The sequence below is a fragment of the Pseudoduganella dura genome (assembly GCF_009727155.1).
GTDB classification, from domain to species: Bacteria; Pseudomonadota; Gammaproteobacteria; order Burkholderiales; family Burkholderiaceae_D; genus Rugamonas; species Rugamonas dura.
On the sequence record NZ_WNWM01000002.1, the window covers coordinates 5,780,938 to 5,805,254 of the forward strand.

The window sequence follows — 24,317 nt, forward strand, 5'->3', positions numbered from 1 at the left end:
CGGTGGACGCAATAGTGCGATTTTGTCCAGAGCCGTTGCGCGCGATGGTATGATAACCACCTCTGCAACCAGCCTGCCGGGCGAAGAACATTTACCTACGTGCGTCTATCTTCCATTAAATTGTCGGGATTTAAGTCGTTCGTCGATCCCACCAATTTCCAGGTGCCGGGGCAGCTGGTAGGTGTGGTGGGCCCGAACGGCTGCGGCAAGTCCAACATCATCGATGCGGTGCGCTGGGTGCTGGGCGAATCGAAGGCATCCGAGCTGCGCGGCGAGTCGATGCAGGATGTGATCTTCAACGGTTCCACGCACCGCAAGCCGGCCGGCCGCGCATCCGTCGAGCTGGTGTTCGACAACCATGACGGCAAGGCGTCCGGCCAGTGGGGCCAGTATGCCGAGATCGCCGTCAAGCGCACGCTCACGCGCGACGGCACTTCCACCTACTACATCAACGGCCAGCCGGTGCGCCGGCGCGACATCCAGGATATCTTCCTCGGCACCGGCCTCGGTCCGCGCGCGTACGCGATCATCGGCCAGGGCATGATCGCCCGCATCATCGAATCCCGTCCGGAAGAATTGCGCGTATTCCTCGAGGAAGCCGCCGGCGTCTCGAAGTACAAGGAGCGCCGGCGCGAAACGGAAAACCGGCTGCACGACACGCGCGACAACCTGCTGCGCGTGGAAGACATCCTGCGCGAACTGAACGGCAACCTGGAAAAACTCGAGGGGCAGGCCGCGGTCGCGACCCGCTTCCACCAGCTCCAGGCGGACCAGGACGAAAAGCAGAAGCTGCTCTGGCTGCTGCGCCGCAACGAGGCGCAGGCCGAGCAGGCGCGCTGGTTCGCCGAGGTGCTGCAGGCGCAGACGGACCTGGAGCAGCAGACGGCGCAACTGCGCGGCGTGGAACTGTCGCTGGAACAGATGCGGCAGGCCCACTTCGCCGTCGGCGACCGGCTGCACAGCGCGCAGGGCGCCCTGTACCAGACCAATGCCGAAATCGGCAGCCTCGAGGCGCAGATCAAGTTCGTGGTCGAATCGCGCACCCGCCTGCAGCAGCAGCTCGGCACGCTGGCGGCGCAGCGCGATCAATGGCAGCAACAGGCCAGCGAGTACGGCGGGCAGGTCGAGGAAGCGGAATTCAACCTCGAGGAGCTGGCCGCGAAGGTCGAGGAATCGCGCATGCTGGCCGAGCAGAAGGGCGAACTGCTGCCGCTGCTGGAGGGCGAATGGCGCACGGCACAGGAGAAAGCGACGCAGTCGCGTGCCCGCATCATGGGCGCGCAGCAGCAGCTCGAACTCGAATCGGCGCACCAGAGAAATGCCTCGAACATCCTCTCCGGCCTCGTCGCGCGCCGCGAGCGGCTGCAGCAGGAAAGGAACGGGCTGGCGATGCCGGATGCCGCGCACCTGGAAAACCTGCGTTATCAACTGCAAGAAAAGCAGCAGGCGCTGGAAGAAACCGGCATGCAGCTCGAGGAGGCGCTCGAACAGCAGCCGCGCCTGGAAGAGGAACGCCGCGCCGCGCAGGCCGCCGTGCAAGGCGAAACCGCCACCAGCGCGCAGCTCGATGCGCGCCTGACCGCGCTGCGCCAGTTGCAGGAGCGCGTGCAGACGCAGGGCAAGGTCACGCCGTGGCTGCAGAAGCACGGGCTGGACGAGCTGCCGCGGCTGTGGCAAAAGCTCGCCATCGAGCCGGGCTGGGAACCGGCGCTGGAATCGGTGCTGCGCGAGCGCGCCGGCGCCTTGCAGGTATCGAACCTCGACTGGGCCAAGCACTTCCTCGGCGATGCGCCGCCCGCCAAGCTGGCCCTGTTCGCGCCCGTGACCGCCGCGCCGGCCGCGGCCGCGCCGGTCGGCTTCAAACCGCTGCTCGACCTGCTGAAACTGAACGATCCCGGCCTGCGCGGCGTGCTGCAGGACTGGCTGCACAACGTCTTCGTGGCCGAGGACACGGCGCAGGCCTTCTCGAACCGGGTGCACCTGCCGGCCGGCGCCTGCTTCGTCACGCGCCAGGGGCACGTGGTCACGCAGTCCAGCGTGCGCTTCCATGCCGCCGATTCCGAGCAGGAAGGCATGCTGGGCCGCCAGCAGGAAATCGACAACATCGCCAAGCAGCTGCGCGCCCAGGCGATGCTGGCCGACGAGGCCCGCGCCCGCGCGGTGCGCGCCGAAGCGGCCCTCGCGCAGCACACCCGCGTGGTAACCGAACTGCGCCAGCGCAACGGGGCGCTGACGACGGCCGTGCACGCGCTGCAGCTCGACGTGGTAAAGCTGTCCGAAGTCGAGGCGCGCTTCGCCCAGCGCAGCACGCAGATCGAAAGCGACCTCGCCGAGATCGCCGCGCAGGAAGCGGAACAGATGGCGGTGAAGCTCGAATCGGAAGAGAAATTCGAACAGCTCGACTACGAACTGGCCGAACTGCAGGGCGCGCACGAAGAGGGCCAGGAAGCGTTCCTGCGCATCGAAGCCCGGCTGGCCGATGCCCGCGAGGCGCTGCGCGACCTGGAGCGACGCGCGCAGGAAGCGGAATTTGCCGAGAAATCCGCGCGCCATCGCATCGACGAGCTGCGCCGCAACATCGCCACCGCCACCACGCAGGCCGCCCAGGTGGCCGACAGCCTGCGCGCCGGCGAGCAGGAACTGGCCGGCCTCGAAGCGGGCAGCGCCAGCGAAGGCCTGCAGGACCTGCTCGACCGCCGCTCGCAGCAGGAACGCGCGCTGGCCGATGCGCGGCACGAGCTGGACCAGGTTTCGCAGCAGATGCGCCATGCCGAGGAAGCGCGCACGAACAACGAGCGCAGCCTGCAGCCGCAACGCGACCGCATCATGGAAATGCAACTGAAGGAACAGGCCGCGCGGCTGAACCAGGAACAGTTCGCGCAGCAGCTCGCCGAGGCGCAGGCCGTCGCGCAGTTCGACGAAGCGGCGCTGGCGGCACGGCTGCAGCCGGACATGAAGGCGCAATACCTGCAGGGCGAGGTGACGCGGCTGTCCAATGCGATCGCCGCACTGGGCGCCGTCAACCTGGCCGCGCTCGACGAACTGGCGCAGGCGTCCGAGCGCAAGAACTACCTGGACGCGCAAAACCGCGATCTCACGGAAGCCATCGACACGCTCGAGGATGCGATCCAGAAGATCGACAAGGAAACGCGCGACCTGTTGCAGGAGACCTTCGATCGCGTCAACGGGCACTTTTCCGAACTGTTCCCGATCCTGTTCGGCGGCGGACAGGCTAAACTGACCATGACGGGCGACGAGATCCTCGACTCCGGCGTGCAGGTGATGGCCCAGCCGCCGGGCAAGAAGAACGCGACGATCCACCTGCTGTCCGGCGGCGAAAAGGCGCTGACGGCGACGGCCCTCGTGTTTTCGATGTTCCGCCTGAACCCGGCGCCGTTCTGCCTGCTCGACGAAGTCGATGCACCGCTGGACGACGCCAACACGGAACGTTTCTGCCGGATGGTGAAACGCATGTCCGACCAGACCCAATTCCTCTTCATCTCGCACAACAAGATCGCGATGGAGATGGCCACTCAACTGATCGGTGTGACGATGCAGGAGCAGGGCGTATCGCGCATCGTGGCGGTGGATATGGAAGCCGCCGCCAACTTCGCTACCGAGGCACAAGCAGCATGACAGATTTTCAGACCAGTTTGATCGCAGCCGCCGGCGTCTTCGTTGCCGGCGTATTCGTCTACAACAAGTGGCAGGAGCACAAGGCCAAGAAAAGCGTCGAGCGGGCCTTTGCGTCCGAGCATGACGACGTGCTGATGCGCACCGAGGAGCCGGGCTTCGACACCGCCGCCGCGGAACCCGGGCCTGCCCATGCGCCCGCCCATGGAACCTCGGCGGCGCGCGCCGAACCGAGCTTCACGCTGGGCGACGTGCCGATCGTCGACGGCGGCTCCGGCGCCTACGGCCGGCCGCCGCACGAGGATACCGTGGCGCCGAGCGTCGTGGCGGACGACGTGCAGCATCCCGAGTTCACGATCGACGAGCCGATTGCCGCGGCGCCCGCGGCGACACCTGTGCCGGCCGCTGCCGCGGCTGCCTCGCCCGAGTTCACGAGCGAGCCCGTTTCCGCGGAGCCCGTCGTTGCCGTTGCTCCCGCCGTTGCCTCCGCTTCGGTGCCCGCGCCCGCTCCCGCTCCCGCCGCCGCAGCCGCGCACGCAGCCGCGCCGGCCCCGGAAGCGGCTGCACCGAACCCCGTGGCCGATGCCGCGGTACTGCGTGCCGAGCAGGCCACGTCGCTGGTCGATCCGCTGATCGACTGCCTGCTGCCGCTGGACATGGAAACGGCGCAGCGCGGCGAGAAGCTGCTGCCGGCGCTGCAAAAGCTGCGCCTGGTCGGCAACAAGCCGGTGCACTACATCGGCCTGGCCGTTTCCGGCGACTGGGAACCGATCCGCCACGGCATCGTCTACACGAAGGTGCAGGGCGGCGTGCAGCTGGCCAGCCGCACCACGGCGTTGAACGAACTCGAATATTCCGAGCTGGTGACGCGCCTGCGCGGCGTGGCCGACGAAATCGGCGCCGAGCCGCAGATCCCGGACATGATCGAGGTGATGGCCGAGGCGAAGAACCTGCACCGCTTCGTGGCCGCGCACGATGCGCAGCTGGGCGTGAACCTGGCCGCCAACGGCGCGCCATGGGATGTGACCACGCTGGTCGGCGCGCTGGAAAAGCAGGGCTACGACCTGCGCCCGGACGGCCGTTTCGTGATGGGCGACGGCGAAGGCGGCCAGCTGTTCACGCTGTCCACCAACGTGTCGCCGGCGGAGGAAACCACCGCGCGCCTGACACTGCTGCTGGACGTGCCGTGCGTGGCGCCGGCGCGCGACGGCTTCGGCACGATGATCGCGTGCGCCAGGTCGCTGGTGCAGCGCCTCGATGCGATCATCGTCGACGACTACAACCAGCCGCTGTCCGACGCGTCGATCGCCGAGATCGCCGGCCAGGTCAAGGAATTCTATGCCGACATGGAAGCTTCCGACATCCCGGCCGGCTCCACCCGCGCACTGCGGCTGTTCAACTGATTCCCGAGCAATGAACAAAGAGTTATCAAGCCCGGCGCCGCATGGGCCGGCCGAGCGCGCCGCCTGGCTGACCGCCGAACTTAACCGGCACCTGCATGCCTATCACGTGCTCGACGCGCCGACGATTCCGGACGCCGAATACGACAAGCTGTTCGTCGAGCTGCAGCAGCTCGAGGCGCGGCATCCCGAGCTGGCGCAGTCCGATTCGCCAACGCAGCGCGTGGGCGCCGCGCCGCTGGGGCAGTTCGCCGCCGTCACGCATGCGGTGCCGATGCTGTCGCTGAACAACGGCTTTACCGACGACGACATCGAGAACTTCGACCGCCGCGTGCGCGAAGGCCTCGATGCCGTGCAGGTCGACTATGCCGCCGAGCTGAAGTTCGACGGGCTGGCGATCAACCTGCGCTACGAGAACGGCGTGTTCGTGCAGGCCGCCACGCGCGGCGACGGCTACACCGGCGAGGATGTGACGGCGAATATCCGCACGATCAAGTCGATCCCGCTGCGCCTGCATGGAAAGGATCTCCCTGAAGTTGTCGAGGTGCGCGGCGAAGTGCTGATGTTCAAGGCCGATTTCGCGGCGATGAACGAACGTCAGCGCGCGGCCGGGCAGAAGGAATTCGTCAATCCCCGCAACGCCGCGGCGGGCGCGCTGCGCCAGCTCGATTCGCGCATCACCGCGCAGCGCAACCTGCGCTTCTTCGCGTACGGCATCGGCGAGCTGGCCGGCATGGACATGCCGGCCACCCACGCCGGCCTGCTGGACTGGTACGAGCAGCTGGGCCTGCCGGTGGCGAAGGAACGCGCCGTGGTGCGCGGCAAGGATGGCCTGCTGGAGTTCTACGCGCGGGTGGGCAAGGCCCGGCCGGCCATGGCCTACGAGATCGATGGCGTGGTCTACAAGGTGAACAATACCGAAGACCAGCAGGCGCTGGGCTTCCGGTCGCGCGCGCCGCGCTTCGCGCTGGCCCACAAGTTCGCGGCCGAGGAGGCGTTGACCACGGTGCAGGCGATCGAGGTGCAGGTGGGCCGCACCGGCGCCATCACGCCGGTTGCGCGCCTCGTGCCGGTATTCGTCGGCGGCGTGACCGTCACCAACGCCACGCTGCACAACGAGGATGAGGTGCGCCGCAAGGACGTGCGCGTGGGCGATACCGTCATCGTGCGCCGCGCCGGCGACGTGATCCCCGAAGTGCTGGCCGTTGTGCTGGACAGGCGCCCGACGCCCGAACCGGCGGCCTATGTTCTGCCCAATACATGCCCCGTGTGCGGTTCGCACGTGGTGCGGGAAGAAGGAGAAGCAATAGCCCGCTGTTCCGGCGGCCTCACGTGCGCCGCGCAGCGCAAGGAAGCGATCCGTCACTTCGCCGGCCGCCGCATGATGGATATCGAAGGCCTGGGCGACCGCTACATCGACAGCCTGGTCGAATGCAGCCTGGTGCACGGCGTGGCGGACCTGTACAGGCTCACGCTGGACGACCTGCTGCAAATGAAGCGCGCCGCCGACGAGCGCGACGGCACCACGCCGGAAACCGTCCGGCAGGGCAAGGTGCCCACCAAGTGGGCGGACAACCTGCTGGCCGCGATCGATGCCAGCAAGAAGCCGCCGCTGGAGCGCCTGCTGTTCGCGCTGGGCATCCGGCACGTGGGCGAATCGACCGGGAAAACGCTGGCCGACTGGCTGGGCAGGTTCGAGCTGGTGCGCCGCGCGCCGGCCGCGCTGCTGCGGGTGCTGCCCGATATCGGCGGCACCGTGGCCGAGTCGATCGCCGACTTCTTTGCCGAAGAGAAGAACCAGCAGGCCATCGATGCGCTGCTGGCCGCGGGCGTCACGCCGCAGGGCGAACATCCGCCCAAGGCGCAGCTGCGGGAAAAGCTCGACGAGGTCAAGCTGCTCGCCGCGCTGGGCATCCCGAAATTGACCGAGCCCCGTGCGAAGCAGTTGCTGGCGGACGGCATGACGCTGGAATCGCTGGCGTTCCTGCAGGTGTTCAACGCGTTCGGCCTGCCGGCGACCGTGAGCGCGTCGCTCGACGAGTGGATGGCGTCCGAGGCGAACCGGCAGGTGCTGATGGACCTTTCGGCGTTGCGCACGGAACTGCTGGCGCAGTTGCCGGAAGCGGCCGCCGCCGACGAAGGCCCGATGAGCGGCAAGTCGTTCGTGCTGACCGGCACGCTGCCCACGCTGTCCCGCGACGAGGCCGGCGCGATGATCGAAGCGGCCGGCGGCAAGGTCTCCGGCTCCGTATCGAAGCGCACTTCGTACGTGGTCGCCGGCGCCGAAGCCGGCAGCAAGCTCGCGAAAGCCGAGGAACTGGGCGTGACGATCCTGGACGAAGCGGGATTGCTGTCGCTGCTGGGCAAGTAACCAGCCAGCGCCTCGATTTCACGGTTGGCATGCGAACATCGGTGCCTGACACCTTTTCCGGATGAATCACCTGGAAAAGGTGTCAGGCACCGGTTATCCAGCGCTGACCGTGTTGACGGCGCCAGTCGCAGGCACCGGTTTCCAACAGCATCCTGGTCAAGAAACATTCTGAACGAGAACAAGCAGATGAATAAAATTCGCAAGGCCGTCTTCCCCGTCGCAGGCCTCGGCAGCCGCTTCCTTCCCGCCACCAAGGCGCAGCCGAAGGAAATGCTGCCCATCGTCGACAAGCCGTTGATCCAGTACGCGGTCGAGGAGGCCGTGGCGGCCGGCATCACCGACCTGGTGTTCATCACCGGCCGCAACAAGCGGGCGATCGAGGATCACTTCGACACCGCCTACGAGCTGGAGGCGGAGCTGGAAGCGGCGCAGAAGCAGCAATTGCTGGAACTCGTGCAGAACGTGATCCCGAAGAACGTCAACTGCATCTACATCCGCCAGTCGGCGCCGCTGGGCCTGGGCCACGCGGTGCTGTGCGCGCGGCCGGTTGTCGGCAACGATCCGTTCGCCGTGCTGCTGGCGGACGACTTCATGGACACGCCGGAAGGCGTGCGCCCCGTGCTGGCGCAGATGACCGAGCGCTACGACTTCGAGCGCGCCAGCCTGCTGGCGGTGCAGGAAGTGCCGCGCGAGAACACGCGCCAGTACGGTATCGTCAGCGCCACCCCGTACCGCGACCGGCTCGAACTGGTCTCCGGCATCGTCGAGAAGCCGACGCCCGAAAAGGCGCCGTCGACGCTGGCCGTGGTGGGCCGCTACGTGCTGTCGGCGCGCATCTTCGATTTCCTCGAGCAGGTGGGCAAGGGCGCCGGCGGCGAGATCCAGCTGACGGACGGCATCGCCGCGCTGCTGCAGCACGAGCGCGTGCTGGCCTTCCGCTACGATGGCCAGCGCTACGACTGCGGCTCCAAGCTGGGCTACCTGAAGGCCACCGTGGCGATGGGCCTGAAGCACCCGGAAACGGGCGCGGACTTCGCCGAGTTCGTGAAGCAGACGAAGGAGCTGCTATGACCGTCCGCGACATCCTGAAGATGGGCGATCCGCGCCTGCTGCGGCAGGCCGACCCCGTGCGGGACTTCGACACGCCCGCGCTGCACGCGCTGATCGCCGACATGTTCGATACGATGCACGCCGCGAACGGCGCCGGCCTCGCCGCCCCGCAGATCGGCGTCAACCTGCAGGTGGTGATCTTCGGCTTCAAGTCCAACGCGCGCTACCCGGATGCGCCGCAGGTGCCGGAAACGGTGCTGATCAACCCGGTGCTCACGCCGCTCTCCGAAGAGAAGGAAGAAGGCTTCGAAGGCTGCCTGTCGGTACCCGGCCTGCGCGGCAGCGTGCCCCGCTACGTGCGGCTGCGCTACGAAGGCTTCGACCAGCACGGCAGGCCGATCGTGCGCGACGCCGAGGATTTCCATGCGCGCGTGGTGCAGCACGAAGTGGATCACCTGCATGGCATCCTGTACCCGAGCCGCATCGAGGATTTCAGCAAGTTTGGTTTTACCAGCGTGATGTTCCCGGAGCTCGATCCGAACGACGACGATTGAGCAATGGTGTCGGACACTTTTTCCGGGTGGGTTATCCGGAAAAGGTGTCCGACACCGGCAGCTCCATGGTCCCGGGCAGCCCGGCGATGCCGCTGCACCGGTAAGCACTGCATTTCAATATGCGCCATCGATCATTGGCGCCACGATGAATCTGTCGTAATATCCCGCCCAGCATTGAATACCCAATAACAATCCTGGATCACAAATCCGGGCCACCGGGAGAAACCAGGATGAGCCAACCCTCTTCGTCCAATCCACTCGAATTTTCGGCGCGGGGGATCATCCTCGGCGTCCTCATCACGCTGGTCTTCACGGCCGCGCAAGTCTACCTCGGCCTGAAAGTCGGCCTCACGTTCGCCACGTCGATCCCCGCCGCCGTCATCTCGATGGCGCTGCTGTCGGCGTTCAAGGATGCGACGATCCAGGAAAACAATATCGTGCAGACGATCGCCTCCGCCGCCGGCACGCTGGCGTCGGTGATCTTCGTGTTGCCGGGCCTGCTGATGATCGGCTGGTGGGCCAAGATCCCGTTCTGGCCCACGTTCGGCGCCTGTGCGATCGGCGGCGTGCTCGGCGTGATGTACACGATCCCGCTGCGCCGCGCGCTGGTGTCGCAATCGAAGCTGCCGTACCCGGAGGGCGTGGCCGCCGCGGAGGTGCTGAAGGTGGGCACCCAGTCGCGTGCCGGCGCGCAGGAAGGCAAGGCCGGCCTGAAGGCGGTGATCTGGGGCACGCTGGCCTCGGCGTTCTTCGCGCTGCTGGCCGGCGCCAAGGTGATCGCCGGCGAAGTGTCGCATTACTTCCGCTTCGGCGCCGGCAGCGGCGCCACGGGCCTGGGCGCGGCGAGCTCGCTGGCGCTGATCGGCGCCGGCCACCTGATGGGCATCACGGTCGGCATCGCGATGCTGGTCGGACTGGTCATCGCGTGGGGCATCCTGGTGCCGGTGCTGACGTCGCTCACGCCGATGGCGGCTGGCGCGTCCGTGGCCGACCACGCGCTCGGCGTGTGGAGCACCCAGGTGCGCATGATGGGCGCGGGCACGATCGGCGCGGCGGCGATCGTCACGCTGGCCACGCTGGCCAAGCCCGTGTTCGGCGGCCTGAAGTCGGCACTGGACGCCTCGCGCGCGGCGAAGCATGGTGGCGCCGCGGTGCCGCGCGAGGAACGCGACATGCCGATCTTCATCGTCGGCCTGGTTACGCTGATCGCGATGGTGCCGGCCGGCTGGCTGCTGTCGGCCTTCCTCGAAGGCGGCGTGCTGGCGTCGATCGCCACGCCGCTGGTGGTGGTCGGCATCGGCTACATCCTGGTGGCCGGCCTGCTGGCGGCGGCCGTGTGCGGCTACATGGCGGGCCTGATCGGTTCGTCGAACTCGCCGGTCTCCGGCATCGCCATCCTGACGATCCTCGGCGCCGCCACGTCGGTCGGCTTCGTGGGCCGCGAAGTGATGGGGCCGGAAACCACGCAGGCACTGATCGCCTTTGCACTGTTCGTCACCACCGTCGTGCTGGCGGTGGCCGTGATCGGCAACGACAACCTGCAGGACCTGAAGACCGGCCAGCTGGTCGGCGCCACGCCGTGGAAGCAGCAGGTCGCGCTGATCATCGGCGTGTTCGCCGGTTCGTGCGTGGTGCCGCCGGTGCTGGAGCTGCTGAACCAGGCGTACGGCTTTGCCGGCGCGCCGAACAACCAGGCGATCTCGGACCAGCCGCTGGCCGCGCCGCAGGCCACGCTGATCTCCACGCTGGCACGCGGCGTGATCGGCGGCGACCTGCCGTGGCACCTGATCGGCTGGGGCGCCGCCATCGGCCTGATCCTCGTGGCGATCGATTTCGTGCTGAAGAAAACCAGCCACGGCAAGTACAGCCTGCCGCCGCTGGGCGTGGGCCTGGCCGTCTACCTGCCCTCGGCCGTGACGGCACCGGTGGTGGTGGGCGCGGTGGCCGGCTACTACTTCGAGAAGTCGTTGCGCGGCAAGAGCTATGGCGAGGCGGCGTCCCGCGTGGGCGTGCTCGTGATGTCCGGCTTCATCGTCGGCGAGAGCCTGTTCAACGTGGGGCTGGCGGCATTGATCGTCCTCTCCGGCAAGGCCGAGCCGCTGGCGTTCGGCGCCGGTATCGAGGAATCGGTCGGCATGCTGATTGCGCTGGCAGTGGCCGCCGCGATCCTCGTCACGCTGTACCGCTGGGCCGCCAATTCGGCCCGCAGGATCGAGGTGTAATGGCCCGATGACGGTCCAGGACATCCTGCAAGGCGCCGCGGCGGCCATCGCGCTGCTCGGCGCCGCGCCCTGGCGCCTGCTGCTGGCCACTGTGCTGTTCCTCGTGGTGGCCGAGGGCCTGATGTTCATTCCCCGTGCCGGCTTCGTGCTGAAGCTGTGCGTGGCCGCCGTGCTGGCAGTGCAGGTGCTGGCGATGCTGCGGGTGGCCGCGCTGGGCGAACCGCCGCCGCTGGCCATCCTCCTCGACGTTTCCTGGCTGGCGCCTGCATCGATGCTGGTGCTGTGGCTGTGTGCGCTCGTACCGTTCGCGCTGGGTCTCGCCGCGCTGGCCGCTGCCGGGGGGCGCAACGATGTACACTACTTCTTCGGCAACGTGCTGCGCGATGCGCCGCCGTCGCCGCGCGCGTTCCTGCTGTTCAAGATGGCAATGCACGCGGCCGCGGCCGCGTTCACGTTCGTGGCGCCCGGTATCGTGCTGAAGGGGTATATCGGCTGGAACGCGCTGGAACAGGGGCTCGTGGCGGCGCTGCTGTACTGGCAGGCGCCGCTGGCGCTGATGCTGCTGTCGATGGCGTTCGACGCCTTTGCCACGTGGCTGCCGAAGGTCGTGCCGCGCCGGACCGGCGGGTTCGTCACGCTGGCGCTGCTGCTGTTCTTCGTGCTGTTCATGTTTGCATTCACTTACACACTTTCCGCGAAAGCATTCGGCATATGAATCCGATCGACAGGCACAGGCTGGGGCAGGGCACGTGGTACATGGGCGAAGACAGCGCCCGCGCGAGCGACGAGGTGCGCGCGCTGCAACTGGGCGTGGATCTCGGCATCACGCTGATCGACACGGCCGAGATGTACGGCGAAGGCGGCGCCGAGCGTGTCGTGGGCGCGGCGATCGCGGGGCGGCGCGACGCGGTTACCCTCGTCAGCAAGGTCTACCCGCACAACGCCGGCCGCGCCGAAGTGCAGCGCGCCTGCGAGCGCAGCCTGGGCCGGCTGGGCACCGACCGCATCGACCTGTACCTGCTGCACTGGCGCGGCGGGGTGCCGCTGGCGGAAACGCTGGAGGGCTTCGAAGCGCTGCGCCGGGCCGGCAAGATCCTCGCGTACGGCGTCAGCAACTTCGATACGCCGGACATGGAAGAAGCGCTGCGCGCCCCGGGCGGCACCGCGATCGCCGCCAACCAGGTGATGTACAACCTGCGCCGGCGCGGCGTCGAGTTCAGCCTGCTGCCGTGGTGCCGCGAGCGCGGCATTCCCGTGATGGCCTATTCGCCGCTCGAATCCGGCCGGCGCGAGCAGCAGCGCCTGTTCGGCGACCCCGTGCTGGCGCAGGTCGCCGCGCGGCACGGCGCCACGCCGGCGCAGATCGCTCTGGCGTGGCTGTTCGCGCAGGAGGGCGTGACGGCGATCCCGAAAGCCGTGCACCCCGACCACGTGCGCGCCAACCGCGCCGCGCTCGATATCGTGCTCACGCCGGAAGACCTGGCCGCGCTCGACGGCGCATTCCCGCCGCCGCGGCGGAAGGTGCCGCTGGATATTCTCTAGATTGGAAGCCGATCGGCCGGTATCGTTCGACCGGAGGCATTCGGGCACTGGTGTCGGACACCGGTTTTCGTCAGCCGGTTGCCAGCCCATGAGAAAACCGGTGTCAGACACCATTTCCGGATAAAGCGCCCGGAAATGGTGTCTGACACCTGCCCCCGGGTCTGTCCTGTTTTTCGTCGCGGATTCTACCGCCGCCCCAGCGTCATCTTGCCGATCGCCTTTTCGACGGCGACCTGCATCAGCGGCGACAGGTTGACGAAGCGGCAGCCGATCTGCACCTGCTCGCCCAGCAGGAACGAGCGGAAGCGCCGCGACAGCCGCACTTCCAGGTCGCAGATGACCACCGTTTCGTTCAGCTCCAGGCGCACGCGCTGCAGCTTGCGGCCGATGTGCAGGCCTGGCGAATCGCGCGGCGCGCAGCGCATGCCGATGCCGCCGGTGGCCACGTCGTACAGCTGCAGCTCGTACGGGGTGCCGAACAGCACGAACGAAGCGGTGTAGTTGCCGGCCAGCGGGGTTTCCAGGCGCGCCGTGGCGCGCCGGTTCAGCACCAGGCCATGGGATGGAAACGCCACCCGCACGCGTGCGGGCGCGCCGGGCAGCGCTGCCCGGTCGTCCGTGAGTTCGAACTGGAACCGGGCCGAATCGAGCCGCGTGACGAACGTGCAGCTGCCTGCCGGCAGAGTGCTGCCCTCGTTGAGCAGCAGCGTGAACTCCGGCTCCGTCTCGTGCACGGAAAGAATGCAGGCCAGTACCGGTTCGATCGCACCGGCAGGGTAGATCGTCACCGCCTCGCCGCGGTCGGCCAGCATCTGCAGCGATTCACGGATCGCCAGCGGATCGGCGATCTCGTGCGGCTGGGCGTTAAGGGGAATCCGCGCGACGATCTCCGCGGCGCAAGGTTCGGCCCTGCGTTGCGGATGGCCGCCGGCGGATGGCGAGCCGGCCGCCTCCGTCTTGACATAGCCTTTCGCGCTGCCGCGGAATACCTGCAGCGCGGTCCATTTCGGCCGCAATTGCGCGCTGAAGCGGCGCACGGCCGGCGAATCCAGCCAGCGAAGGTGTTTGGTAGTCGAAGTCATGGCGTAATAGGCTGATCTGCGTCAAGGATACCAGTAATCTTTTAATCGCAGACAACTTTATTGCCGTATGGCTAGTCCCTGTCGCTAAAACCGCTCATCCGGTGCAAGGTAGCGCCACTGGCCCACCGGCAGGTCGCCCAGCTTGACCTTGCCGATGCGCACGCGCTTCAGGCCCACCACTTTCAGGCCCACCATGTCGCACATGCGGCGGATCTGGCGCTTCTTGCCTTCGCGCAGGGTGAAGGACAGCTGGTCCTCGTTTTGCCAGCGCACCTTGGCCGGCAGCAGGGGCTTGCCATCCATCCACAGGCCGTGGTTCAACTTGCGCAATTCCGTGTCCGGCAACGTGCCCGGCTTGGTGTATTCCACGCGTACCAGGTATTCCTTGTCGATATCGGTGTCCTGGCCGATCAGGTGCTTGGCCACGCGGCCGTCCTGCGTGAGCACCAGCAGGCCCACCGAATCGATGTCCAGGCGGCCGGCCGGCACGAGGCTGCGCAGCTGCGTGGGGTGGAACTGCTCGGGGGACGGATCGTCCGGCCAGCGGTTTTCCGGCTTGATCAGCGCCACGGCGGGGGTATAGCCATCCTCGGCCTGGCCGCTGACATAGCCCATCGGCTTGTTGATCAGGATCGTCACGCGCTTGCTCTGCTCGGCGGCGGCCTGCCGCTCCACGGTGACTTTCTGGCTCGGGTAGACTTTCACGCCCAGTTCGGACACGACCTGGCCGTCCACGCGCACCCAGCCCTTGGCAATCCATTCGTCGGCTTCGCGGCGCGAGCACAACCCCAGTTCGGACATGCGTTTCGATAAACGCAAAAGTTCTTCAGACATTACAGAATCAGACTTTCAAGGCTTCCAGTAAATCGGTTTCAAGCTGGATCTGCGTGCGCGCCGAGGACAGCGACTGGCCGTCCACGATGAACACGTCTTCCACGCGCTCGCCAAGGGTCATCACCTTGGCGGTGTGCAGGTTCACACGGTATTTCGTCAGCACGTTGGCGATCGAATAGAGCAGGCCGGTGCGGTCGTTCGCCGTCACCGACAGCAGGTAGTACTGGCCACGCTCGTCGGGGCGCAGGTCCACGGTCGGCTGGATCGGGAACGTGCGTGACAGGCGCGACAGCCGGCCGCGCACCGGCGGCTGCATCGGCGCCTGCGTCTGCAGCAGGTCGCACAGTTCGTGCTCGATCAGGCTGATGATGTCGCGGTAGCTCTTGGCGAAGCTCTGCTCGGTAACCAGGAACGTGTCGAGCGCGTAGCCGTGCTTCGTGGTGTGGATCTTCGCATCCAGGATGGAGAAATTCTTGCGGTCGAAGTAGCCGCAGATGCGGGCGAACAGGTCCGGCTGGTCCTTGACGTAGACGGCGATCTGCAGCCCTTCGCCGATCGGCGCCAGCCGGCACTTCACCACCGGCTTCTCGCTGCCCAGCCGGTCGTACAGCGCGCGCGTCTGCCAGGCGATGTCGGAGGCGTCGTGGCGCAGGAAATACGCCATGTCGAGCTGCTTCCACAGTTCCTCGTGCGCCGACGGCGGCAGGCCATACAGCCGCAGCGTGGCCAGCGCCTCGTGCTGGCGGTTCTTCAGCTCGCGGTCGGCCGAATGCGGTTCGCCGCCCAGCACGCGCAGCGTCATCCTGTACAGGTCTTCCAGCAGCTTGGCCTTCCAGGCGTTCCACACCTTCGGGCTGGTACCGCGGATGTCGCACACGGTCAGCAGGTACAGGCCCGTCAGGTGCCGTTCGTCGCGCACCGCCTTGGCGAACGCTTCGATCACGTCCGGATCGGACAGGTCCTGCTTCTGCGCCACCGTCGACATCAGCAGGTGCTGCTCGACGAGGAAGGCCACCAGCTCCGTCTCGTCGGCGCTCATGCCGTGGTCCTGGCAGAACTGCACCGCGTCGGCCACGCCGAGCTTCGAGTGGTCGCCGCCGCGGCCCTTGGCGATGTCGTGGAACAGCGCGGCCACGTACAGCAGCCAGTGCTGCGGGTAGTTCGCCATCAGCTGGCTGCAGTACGGGTATTCGTGCGCGTGCTCCGTCATCGTGAAGCGGCGCATGTTGCGCACCACCATCAGGATATGCTGGTCCACCGTGTAGACGTGGAACAGGTCGTGCTGCATCTGGCCCACGATCTTGCGGAAGTTCGGCAGGTAGCGGCCCAGGATCGACAGCTCGTTCATCCGGCGCAGCGCGTGGATGATGCCGGAAGGCGCCTGCAGGATGCGCAGGAAGTAGGCGCGGTTGACGGGATCGGCGCGGAACGCCGCGTCGATCTTGAAACGCTCGTGCCACAGCGCGCGCGTGGCGCGGGCCGTGATGCCTTTCAGGGCCGGGCGTTCCGTCATCAGCACGAACACCTCGAGGATCGCCGAAGGCGTGGTTTCGAACACATCGTCGCTGGCGATGTCGATGAAGCCGTTCACTTCGTTGAAGCGCTCGTTGATCGGGTGCGTGTCGCAACCCTGCGGGAACAGCATCGCCTCGATGTTCTGCAGCAGGATCGTGTTCAGCTGCACCACCGTCTTGGCGGCCCAGTAGTAGCGCTGCATCAGGTATTCGCTGGCGCGGCGCATGTGCACGCCGGTGCCGGTGGTCTGCAGGCCGAGGCTTTCGGCGATCGCCGTCTGCACGTCGAACACCAGGCGGTCTTCGCGCCGGCCGGCATGCAGGTGCAGGCGCACGCGGATATCCTTGAAGGCGCGCTCCTTTTCCATCAGCTGGCGCGCCTCGGTCTGCGTGATCAGGCCGCGCGTGGCCAGCGTGCGCCACGAGCTGGCCAGGCCCGCCGCCTTGGCCACCCACAGGATCACCTGCAGGTCGCGCAGGCCGCCGGGGCTTTCCTTGCAGTTCGGTTCCAGGCTGAAGGCCGTGTCTTCATACTTGGCGTGGCGCTGCCGCATCTCGCTGGTCTTCGCATGGAAGAACGCCTGCGGGTCCATCGCCGCGTCGTATTCGCGTTCCAGGCGGGCGAACAGGTCGGCGTTGCCGGTGACGAGGCGCGCTTCCAGCAGGCTGGTCTGCACCGTGATGTCGGCCTTCGATTCGGTCAGGCATTCCTCCACCGTGCGGATCGCGGAGCCGATTTCCAGGCCCAGGTCCCACAGCAGCTGCACCAGTTCCTCGAGGCGGTGGCGGGTATCCTCGTCCGGCGCCTGGTGCAGCAGGATCAGCACATCGACGTCGGAATACGGGAACAGTTCGCCGCGGCCATAGCCGCCCACGGCCACCAGCGCGCTCTGCGCCGGCAGGCCGGCGGCGTTCCACGCCTGCGTGAGCACCTCGTCCACGCTGTGGCGCAGGTTGCGCAGCAGTTTTTCCGGCATGCCGTCCTCGCGGAACCGGGCGATCACCAGCTGGCGGTCGGACTTCAACCGCAGCTTGAGGGAACCGCGCAGCTGTTCGCGGGGATCGCTGTTCATCGCGAGGGAAGACATCGTGTCAGGCCGCGGCCTTGGCGCCGCTGCCGTTGTTGGCAACGAATGCCGGCGGCGGCGGCGAACCGGCCGACAGCGTCAGCACTTCGTAGCCGGTTTCGGTCACGAGCACCATGTGCTCCCACTGGGCGGAGAGGCTGCGGTCCTTCGTCTTGATCGTCCAGCCGTCGCCCATTTCGCGGATTTCGCGCCGGCCGGCGTTGATCATCGGTTCGATCGTGAAGATCATGCCCGGTTTCAGTTCCTCGCCGCTGCCCGGCTTGCCGTAGTGAAGCACCTGCGGCTCCTCATGGAACACCTTGCCGATGCCGTGGCCACAGAACTCGCGCACCACGCTGTAGCCGGCCTTCTCGGCGTGCACCTGGATCGCATGGCCGATATCGCCGAAGAACGCGCCGGGGCGCACCTTCTCGATGCCCAGCCACATGCATTCATAGGTGACGTCGGTCAGGCGCCGCGCCAGGATCGACGGCTCGCCGATGTAGAACATGCGGCTGTTGTCGCCGTGGTAGCCATCCTTGGTGATGATGGTGATATCCAGGTTCACCACGTCGCCGCTCTTCAGCACCTTGTCGCCGGGAATGCCGTGGCAGATCACGTCGTTGACGGACGTGCAGATCGCCTTCGGGTAGGGCGTGTAGCCGGGCGGCGCGTAGTTCAGCGGCGCGGGCACGGTGCCTTGCACATTCGTCATGTACTCGTGGCACAGGCGGTCGAGCTCGCCGGTGGTGACGCCGGGCTTGACGAACGGGGTGATGTAGTCGAGGACTTCGGAGCCGAGGCGGCCGGCGATGCGCATGCCTTCGATGTCTTCGGGGGTCTTGATCGTGATTGCCATATTTCTTGTGGAGGACGGGCGACAAACCACGATTATAGACGACGAAGCCGCCGGAGGTTGCCCCGGCGGCTCGCACTGTTGCCAGCAGGTTACTACGCGGCCACTGCGGGCTTATCCCGTCGCCGCCGCGCGGTTATTTCACGGTCATGCCGCCTGCACCGTGCCCGTTTTCGCCACCGACTCGAAGAATTGCACCATCGCGCGGCTGGCATCGGGCCCGGTCGGGTCCGTGTAGCTGCCGCTGGCGCTGCCGCCGGCCCAGGCATGGCCGCCGCCGTGCAGTTCCCAGTGTTCGGCCAGCACCCGGCCGTCCGCGTGGCGGTGGATCGAGCGGGTGTACTTGCGCCCGCCCGGCGCCTTGGTCCGTTCGACCTCGGGCGAGCCGGCGTCATGGCCCGCCAGTCCGTGTTGCAGCACGTCGGTACCGTTCTTCGGATTGACGGTGTGATCCTTGTCGCCATGGAACACGATCAATGGCGGGCTCGATACCGGCTGGCCGCCTCCCTTCGCGCCCTGCTGCATGGCCTGCAATGCCGAGGGCAGGTCGCTGGCGCTGCCGATCGGCAGGCCGGAGTGCACGCCGGCCGCGTTGAACAGGTCCGGGTACAGTGCCGCGACGATGACCGCCATCGCGCCGCCCGCCGACAGGCCGGCGATGCTGACACGCGCCGGATCGATCCTGTGGTCGGCCATCACCTGCCGGGCGATGCCGGCGATGATCGCCGGTTCGCCGCGGTCGCGCTGCTGGTCGGCGGCGCTGAACCAGTTCCAGCATTTCGAGCTGTTGGCCTGCATGGACTGGCACGGGTAAGCGACGATGCAGCCCGTTTCCTCCGCCACCGCGTTCATGCGCGTGCCGGCGGCGAAGTCGTCCGGGTCCTGGGTGCAGCCGTGCAGCATCACAACCAGCGGCACCGGCGCTCCGGTTTCCTTGTAATTGCTCGGCACATACAGCTTGTAGCCGCGGGTGCCCGCCTGGCAGGTGAAGCTGGCGCTGTCGAAACGGGCGCCTTCCGGCAGCGGGGCGGCCGGCGTGCGCTTGCGGGCACCGGGCAGCTTGCCGCTTTTCAGTTTTTCAAGCAGTCCTTCAGGCAAGCCATTCTGCAGGCCGTCCAGCAGGCCTTCGGGAAGGCCGCCCTGCAGGCCCTGCAGTCCTTTCAGGCCGTCGGGCATGCCGCCCTTGAACCCTTCCGGCAGCGCGATGCCGGCCTTGGCCAGCAGCTCGGCGATGCCGGGCATGGCCGTGGCGCCGCCTTTGCCGTTGAACGGCGTGTCTCCGGCGGCCTGCGCCGAGGCATTGGCCGTGTACGGCTTGGCCTCGGGTTTGGCCCCGGCGGAAGACGGGGAGCCGGCGGCACGCTTCGGCGCGGCCTTGCGCATGCGCGGTGCCGTGCCGGCACGGGCAGGCTCGGGTGGCGCGTTCAGGTCTTTCATCGTGGCGCCCGGCGGGTGCGCGGCAGGGGCTGCGTGCACATTGTCGGCGCGCACATTTTCGGTGTGCACATTTTCGGTGTGCACATCGGCGGCCGGCGCTTCCCCGCCGGCCAGGGCACGCTGGATCGCGGCGGTGGCGGCCACGGGGCCGTCCTTCATCATCAGTTGCGTGGCTGCCTGCAGGCGGGCCATCAGTTGGGCATCGAATTTCATCATTTCACCTTCCATCAAGGGTGGTGCGTGGGACGGCCGGAGCCGTCGAAGAATTGGTAATTCTGGTAGCAAACAGGCCTGGCCGGTCAGCTGATGCGGCCAGCCAGTGCCGCTTTCACGGCCGGGCTCGCATGCAGCGCGCCCAGCACGGCGATCGACTGAATGGTGGCCACGGCCAGTTCGGGCGAGACATCCGGCGCGATCGTCGCCAGGCCCAGCACACGGATATTGAGCATCTCTCCCGTGGCGCGAACGGCTTCCAGGTCGGCGGCCGCGAACTGCTGCAGGCCGAGCACGAACTGGTTGCGCTCCACCGTTTGCCGTACCACGTCCGCATGCTGGTTCAGCTGGTTGCGGATCGCGGTGCGGATCAGGTCCGAGCGGTTCGCATAGAACCCCTGCTGCACCAGCAGGTCGATCTGTCCCAGATCGACAGGGAACAGGTTGATCGTGATCTTTTCCGAATCGGCGGGGCGAAGCTTCAGGTCCGGCATATGCACTCCATAACATCTATGAGCCATCCAAGTGGATGGTATATGGAAGGAGTTTGCGCTATTTCAAGGGCTCATTCAAGAGAATTCTTTTTGTTGGCGTTCCGGCAATACGCAGTTTCCCCTATCGATTTTTTGCCGGTGCCTGATTTGTAACTGGTTACGTATGTTGCTTTACGCCGTCTTACATGGCTTGCCTTGAACCTGTTGGCTTCCACTGCCGGATAACGCGTCTCGTAACGCTTGAGGAGTACCCCGGCTACCCGGCTTGCCGCCGGGGTTACAGGTGTAAAAGTACGTCGTGTGGCGTGGACAGCGAAAGCGCGTTTGGACCGCGTTGACGCTATCGATGTGCAAGTGATCTGATGGCAATCCTGTTGGCAGGGCAACAATCTTGTCGGCAGGGTTTCACAAGGCACCCATAAGGGACAACAAGCACTCATCGGAGAAGTCCATGCATCAACCCACCAAGATTGCCGCGGCCGTCGCGCTGGCCTTGCCGGCACTGGCCGCGTTCGCGCAGCAGGCTGCCGGCGACACACCGGCTCGCGTCGAAGTCACCGGCTCGCGTATCCGCCAGGTCGACCTGGAAACCGCGCAACCCGTGCTGAAAGTGACGGCCGAGCAGATCCAGGCCACCGGCCTCGTCACCGTCGGCGATATCCTGAACCAGCTCACGGCCGCCGCGCCGCCGGCCTTCAGCAAGGGCGCCACGCTGACGTCGAACCGCGAAATGGGCGGCCAGTTCATCGACATGCGCAATCTCGGTTCGGAACGCCTGCTGGTGCTGGTCGACGGCAAGCGCTGGACGCAGACGGTGGATGGCTACACCGACCTTTCCACCGTGCCCAGCTCGATGATCGAGCGCATCGAGGTACTGAAGGATGGCGCCTCGGCGATCTACGGCTCCGATGCGATCGCCGGCGTGGTCAACATCATCCTGAAAAAGCGCCTGGAAGGCGGCCAGCTGTCGATCTACAAGGGGCAGAACAAGGCCGGCGACGGCGACAACGAGGACTTTTCGCTGTCCTACGGCGTGAACGGCGACAAGGGCTCGCTGATGTTCGGCCTGACGCACAGCAGCCAGGGCACGGTATGGGCGAAGGATCGCGCGATCACGTCCACCAGCTACGGGCCGGCGCACGCCACGGATGGCCTGGGCGTCGGCGAATTCGGCCGCATCGCCGCGGTGGGGCCGACCGGCGCCGCCGTCACATCGGCCGCGGCAGGGGGCTTCAACAAGTACCTGGACCATACCGGCTCGTGGACGAATCCCGGCACGGGCAGCGCGTCGAACGATATCGCCAGCTACCACGACTACGTGTCCACCAATGCCGACGACAAGTACAACTCCACGCAGCAGATGATGTTCCAGTCGCCGGTGCGGCTGACGTCGATCTTCACGAAGGGTACGCTCGAGCTGCCGTACGACATGCACTTCTCGACGACGGCGATGTTCGCCGAGCGCACATCCAGCACGCAGAACGCCGGCTATCCGTTGAACAGCCTGACGAAATCGAACTACCCGGTCTACGTGGATGCGGACAGCTACTACAACCCCTACGGCAACGCGGCGCTCGGCGAAGGCAACGGCCAGGACCTGTTCTTCTACCGCCGCCTGACCGAAGTGCCGCGCGTCACGGAAAACAGGAACCAGACGCTGCACATCGATTCCACGCTGGCCGGCGCGTTCAACGCCATGGGGCGCAAGTGGAACTGGGACGTGGGCTACAACCACAGCCAGGTGCGCGGCACCACGCGCAGCACCGGCAACATCAACCTGATCAACCTGAAGAACGCGCTGGGCGCATCGTTCATGAATGCGTCCGGCGTGGTGCAATGCGGCACCGCGGCCAATCCGATCCCGCTGTCGCAATGCGTGCCGTTCGACATTCTCGGCGGGCCGGGCGCCTCGACGCAGGCGGGGCTGGACTACATCATGTCCGTGGGGCAGGGCACCTACGGCAGCACCACCAACAGCGCCACCGCCAACCTCACCGGCGAACTGTTCACGCTGCCGGCGGGCGTGGTGGCCGTGGCGGCGGGGCTGGAGCACCGTTCCGTGAGCGGCTACGACGAGCCGGGCCAGTTCGAGCAATCGGGCTATTCGACGGACCTGGCGTCGTACACCACGACGGGCAAGTACACGGTGCGCGAAGCCTATGTGGAGGCCAATGTGCCGCTGCTGAAAGACGTCTTCCTGGTGAAGTCGCTGTCGCTGGACCTGGCGTCGCGCTACTCGGATTACAGCAACTTCGGCAGCACCACCAACAGCAAGGCGTCGTTCACGTGGAAGCCGGTGGACGACGTGCTGGCGCGCGGCACCTACGCGCAAGGCTTCCGCGCGCCGGCGCTGGGCGACACGTTCGGCGGCGGCTCGCAGTCGTACGACACCTACCTGGACATCTGCGACAGCCGCTACGGCCAGGCCGCCACGAACGGCGGCGTGGCGGCCAGTTGCGCCGCGGCCGGCGTGCCGTCGGGCTTCCGCCAGGTGAACGCCACCGGCGCCTTCGTCACCAGCACGGGCGGCTCGCAGACGCCATACGCGTTCGACACCGGCGTGGGCAACACCAGCCTGCGCCCGGAAACCGCGACGACGAAGACGCTGGGCCTGGTGTGGAGCCCGTCCTTCGTAAAAGGGCTGACCACGTCGCTGGACTGGTTCAGGATCCACGTGGACGACCGCATCACCGCCGTCACCGTGAAATACACGCTGGAGCAGTGCTACCTGTACGGCGTGCAATCGTTCTGCGACAACATCAAGCGGGATTCGACCGGACAGATCACTTCGCTCTCGCGGGGCAACCTGAACCTGGGCGCGCTGGAGACTTCCGGGCTGGACTTCGGCGTGCAGTACCGCTTCCCGCGCTCCGCGCTCGGGCAAGTCAACCTGCGCTCCGATACCACGTGGGTGCACTCGTACAAGATCAAGAGCACCACGGAATCCGACTGGGTCAGCTACGTGGGCGAGTATGGCTACAACCGGCTGAAGTCGAACCTTTCGCTGGACTGGGCACGCGGCAACTGGAATGCCACCTACACGATGCGGTACCAGAGCGGCGTGAAGGACGAGTGCTGGGATACGGACGTGGAATGCTCGCATCCCGACGGCGTGGCGTCGTTCGGCACCGGCTACAACAAGCTCGGCTCGCTGACCTACAGCGACCTGTCGGTGGGCTATGCCACGGCGTGGAAGGGCAAGATCGTACTGGGCGTGAACAACCTGTACGACAAGGCGCCGCGCATCACTTACTCGGGCGATTCTTCCGGATCTTCCGTCGATCCGAACCTGCCACTGGAACGGTATTTTTACGTCCGGTATAACCAGGCGTTCTGATGCGCGCTTTGGCGGGGGACGACCTGCCGTCCCCCTGAACTTTACCGGGTTCGGCTTTTGCCGCCGGCCGCTTTGCGGCTGGCGGTTTTTTTTGCCCGGACAGGGGTTGCTTGTGCCGGGCCGCGGCAACGATCCGGATCGCGTCGAACATCACGCCGCCCCACAGCAGCACCAGCTGGTTCGGGTTGCGGACATACACATCCGTGCAGCCGAGTTCGATCATGGTGGCGGGATTCGGCAGCCGCAGGCGTTCGGCACTCGCATGCAGCTTTTCCTGGATGTGGGGTTCCGGCACGATCCGCTCCGCCCAGAATTCCGGCGAGCCGCAGGTTTCCTCGTCCACCTGCACGGCGGCCTCGCTGATCGTCAGGATTTTCCCGAGCAGCGTCCTGGCATCTTCCTCGTCGAGCGACGCGATCGAGGCGAGATCGAGCACCGAAACGAGCTTCCATTTGCCGATCACACTGCGGTCGCGGAATTCGTTGCCGGCCAGCGCGGGTTTTCCCAGCGACAGGAAGAGGGTGGCGGCCAGCGCGAGCAGCCGGGCCGGCGCGTGCCACCGGCGTGCCCAGGATTTCTGGAGGGATGCGGTTGCCATGATTGCTCCTGGGAATGGTCTTGATGAGCACGGTAGCGAATCGGGCGGGCGAGGGCGTTGAGGTGGGATAAGAAAGGCCCGGAAGGGGAGCACGGATTTTTCTCCACTTTTTC

General features: G+C 66.6%; 15 protein-coding genes and 1 pseudogene. 9 read left to right on the forward strand and 7 right to left on the reverse strand.

The genetic code is table 11. The features are described 5' to 3' along the window. The first annotated feature begins 99 nt into the window (after positions 1 to 99). The 8 genes from smc (at position 100) to GJV26_RS25285 (ending at position 12,772) form a co-directional block, all read left to right on the forward strand. Positions 100 to 3,636 carry a chromosome segregation protein SMC gene (smc, locus tag GJV26_RS25250; protein WP_189441810.1) on the forward strand — a complete coding sequence of 1,179 codons (3,537 nt, stop codon included), beginning with the start codon at positions 100 to 102 and terminating at the stop codon, positions 3,634 to 3,636. Next, positions 3,633 to 5,036: a cell division protein ZipA C-terminal FtsZ-binding domain-containing protein gene (locus tag GJV26_RS25255; RefSeq protein WP_155711386.1), complete on the forward strand. Its 1,404-nt coding sequence runs from the start codon at positions 3,633 to 3,635 to the stop codon at positions 5,034 to 5,036. The genes smc and GJV26_RS25255 overlap by 4 nt, the downstream gene beginning before the upstream one ends. Before the next feature lie 10 nt (positions 5,037 to 5,046). Then, complete coding sequence (ligA, locus tag GJV26_RS25260; RefSeq protein WP_155711387.1) at positions 5,047 to 7,404, forward strand: NAD-dependent DNA ligase LigA; 2,358 nt, start codon at positions 5,047 to 5,049, stop codon at positions 7,402 to 7,404. A 186-nt stretch (positions 7,405 to 7,590) separates the two neighbouring features. Further along, on the forward strand, positions 7,591 to 8,475 hold the full coding sequence (gene galU / locus GJV26_RS25265) for a UTP--glucose-1-phosphate uridylyltransferase GalU (protein WP_155711388.1): 885 nt from the start codon (positions 7,591 to 7,593) through the stop codon (positions 8,473 to 8,475). After that, complete coding sequence (gene def, locus GJV26_RS25270; protein WP_155711389.1) at positions 8,472 to 9,008, forward strand: peptide deformylase; 537 nt, start codon at positions 8,472 to 8,474, stop codon at positions 9,006 to 9,008. The genes galU and def overlap by 4 nt, the downstream gene beginning before the upstream one ends. A gap of 230 nt (positions 9,009 to 9,238) precedes the next feature. Then, positions 9,239 to 11,230 (forward strand): OPT family oligopeptide transporter, encoded by a 1,992-nt coding sequence (locus GJV26_RS25275; RefSeq protein WP_155711390.1) that lies wholly within the window; start codon positions 9,239 to 9,241, stop codon positions 11,228 to 11,230. Positions 11,231 to 11,237: 7 nt separating this feature from the next. Continuing rightward, on the forward strand, positions 11,238 to 11,945 hold the full coding sequence (locus GJV26_RS25280) for a hypothetical protein (protein WP_155711391.1): 708 nt from the start codon (positions 11,238 to 11,240) through the stop codon (positions 11,943 to 11,945). Next, positions 11,942 to 12,772 carry an aldo/keto reductase gene (locus GJV26_RS25285; protein WP_155711392.1) on the forward strand — a complete coding sequence of 277 codons (831 nt, stop codon included), beginning with the start codon at positions 11,942 to 11,944 and terminating at the stop codon, positions 12,770 to 12,772. The genes GJV26_RS25280 and GJV26_RS25285 overlap by 4 nt, the downstream gene beginning before the upstream one ends. 185 nt (positions 12,773 to 12,957) lie before the next feature. Here GJV26_RS25285 and GJV26_RS25290 read toward each other — a convergent pair whose 3' ends face one another. The 6 genes and pseudogenes from GJV26_RS25290 to GJV26_RS25315 all read right to left on the reverse strand — a co-directional run bounded on the left by GJV26_RS25290 (position 12,958) and on the right by GJV26_RS25315 (position 20,269). After that, complete coding sequence (locus GJV26_RS25290) at positions 12,958 to 13,854, reverse strand: PilZ domain-containing protein (protein WP_229419445.1); 897 nt, start codon at positions 13,852 to 13,854, stop codon at positions 12,958 to 12,960. Positions 13,855 to 13,938: 84 nt separating this feature from the next. Next, entirely contained in the window at positions 13,939 to 14,688 is a 750-nt protein-coding gene (locus tag GJV26_RS25295) for a pseudouridine synthase (protein ID WP_173346267.1), read from the reverse strand. Between the two features lie 7 nt (positions 14,689 to 14,695). After that, complete coding sequence (locus tag GJV26_RS25300; RefSeq protein WP_155711394.1) at positions 14,696 to 17,290, reverse strand: [protein-PII] uridylyltransferase; 2,595 nt, start codon at positions 17,288 to 17,290, stop codon at positions 14,696 to 14,698. A gap of 4 nt (positions 17,291 to 17,294) precedes the next feature. Beyond that, positions 17,295 to 18,200, reverse strand: a pseudogene (gene map / locus GJV26_RS25305) (type I methionyl aminopeptidase); the annotation flags it as partial. A gap of 72 nt (positions 18,201 to 18,272) precedes the next feature. Beyond that, positions 18,273 to 19,778 (reverse strand): extracellular catalytic domain type 1 short-chain-length polyhydroxyalkanoate depolymerase, encoded by a 1,506-nt coding sequence (locus GJV26_RS25310; RefSeq protein WP_229419446.1) that lies wholly within the window; start codon positions 19,776 to 19,778, stop codon positions 18,273 to 18,275. Between the two features lie 83 nt (positions 19,779 to 19,861). After that, complete coding sequence (locus tag GJV26_RS25315) at positions 19,862 to 20,269, reverse strand: ribbon-helix-helix domain-containing protein (RefSeq protein ID WP_216643160.1); 408 nt, start codon at positions 20,267 to 20,269, stop codon at positions 19,862 to 19,864. A gap of 451 nt (positions 20,270 to 20,720) precedes the next feature. On the opposite strand from GJV26_RS25315, the gene GJV26_RS25320 reads away from it, so the two are divergent. Continuing rightward, entirely contained in the window at positions 20,721 to 23,606 is a 2,886-nt protein-coding gene (locus GJV26_RS25320; protein WP_155711396.1) for a TonB-dependent receptor domain-containing protein, read from the forward strand. On the opposite strand, the gene GJV26_RS25325 is transcribed toward GJV26_RS25320, so the two are convergent. Next, positions 23,515 to 24,204 (reverse strand): hypothetical protein, encoded by a 690-nt coding sequence (locus GJV26_RS25325; protein ID WP_155711397.1) that lies wholly within the window; start codon positions 24,202 to 24,204, stop codon positions 23,515 to 23,517. The genes GJV26_RS25320 and GJV26_RS25325 overlap by 92 nt on opposite strands. Between the last annotated feature and the right edge of the window lie 113 nt (positions 24,205 to 24,317).

Coding starts and splice junctions, on each gene's coding strand:
- GJV26_RS25300 (WP_155711394.1), bottom strand. CDS start 17,290: ATGTCTTCCCTCGCGATGAACAGCGATCCCCGCGAACAGCTGCGCGGT.
- GJV26_RS25285 (WP_155711392.1), top strand. CDS start 11,942: ATGAATCCGATCGACAGGCACAGGCTGGGGCAGGGCACGTGGTACATG.
- GJV26_RS25320 (WP_155711396.1), top strand. CDS start 20,721: ATGCATCAACCCACCAAGATTGCCGCGGCCGTCGCGCTGGCCTTGCCG.
- GJV26_RS25310 (WP_229419446.1), bottom strand. CDS start 19,778: ATGATGAAATTCGATGCCCAACTGATGGCCCGCCTGCAGGCAGCCACG.
- GJV26_RS25275 (WP_155711390.1), top strand. CDS start 9,239: ATGAGCCAACCCTCTTCGTCCAATCCACTCGAATTTTCGGCGCGGGGG.
- galU (WP_155711388.1), top strand. CDS start 7,591: ATGAATAAAATTCGCAAGGCCGTCTTCCCCGTCGCAGGCCTCGGCAGC.
- GJV26_RS25295 (WP_173346267.1), bottom strand. CDS start 14,688: ATGTCTGAAGAACTTTTGCGTTTATCGAAACGCATGTCCGAACTGGGG.
- def (WP_155711389.1), top strand. CDS start 8,472: ATGACCGTCCGCGACATCCTGAAGATGGGCGATCCGCGCCTGCTGCGG.
- GJV26_RS25290 (WP_229419445.1), bottom strand. CDS start 13,854: ATGACTTCGACTACCAAACACCTTCGCTGGCTGGATTCGCCGGCCGTG.
- GJV26_RS25325 (WP_155711397.1), bottom strand. CDS start 24,204: ATGGCAACCGCATCCCTCCAGAAATCCTGGGCACGCCGGTGGCACGCG.
- GJV26_RS25255 (WP_155711386.1), top strand. CDS start 3,633: ATGACAGATTTTCAGACCAGTTTGATCGCAGCCGCCGGCGTCTTCGTT.
- GJV26_RS25280 (WP_155711391.1), top strand. CDS start 11,238: ATGACGGTCCAGGACATCCTGCAAGGCGCCGCGGCGGCCATCGCGCTG.
- GJV26_RS25315 (WP_216643160.1), bottom strand. CDS start 20,269: ATGCCGGACCTGAAGCTTCGCCCCGCCGATTCGGAAAAGATCACGATC.
- ligA (WP_155711387.1), top strand. CDS start 5,047: ATGAACAAAGAGTTATCAAGCCCGGCGCCGCATGGGCCGGCCGAGCGC.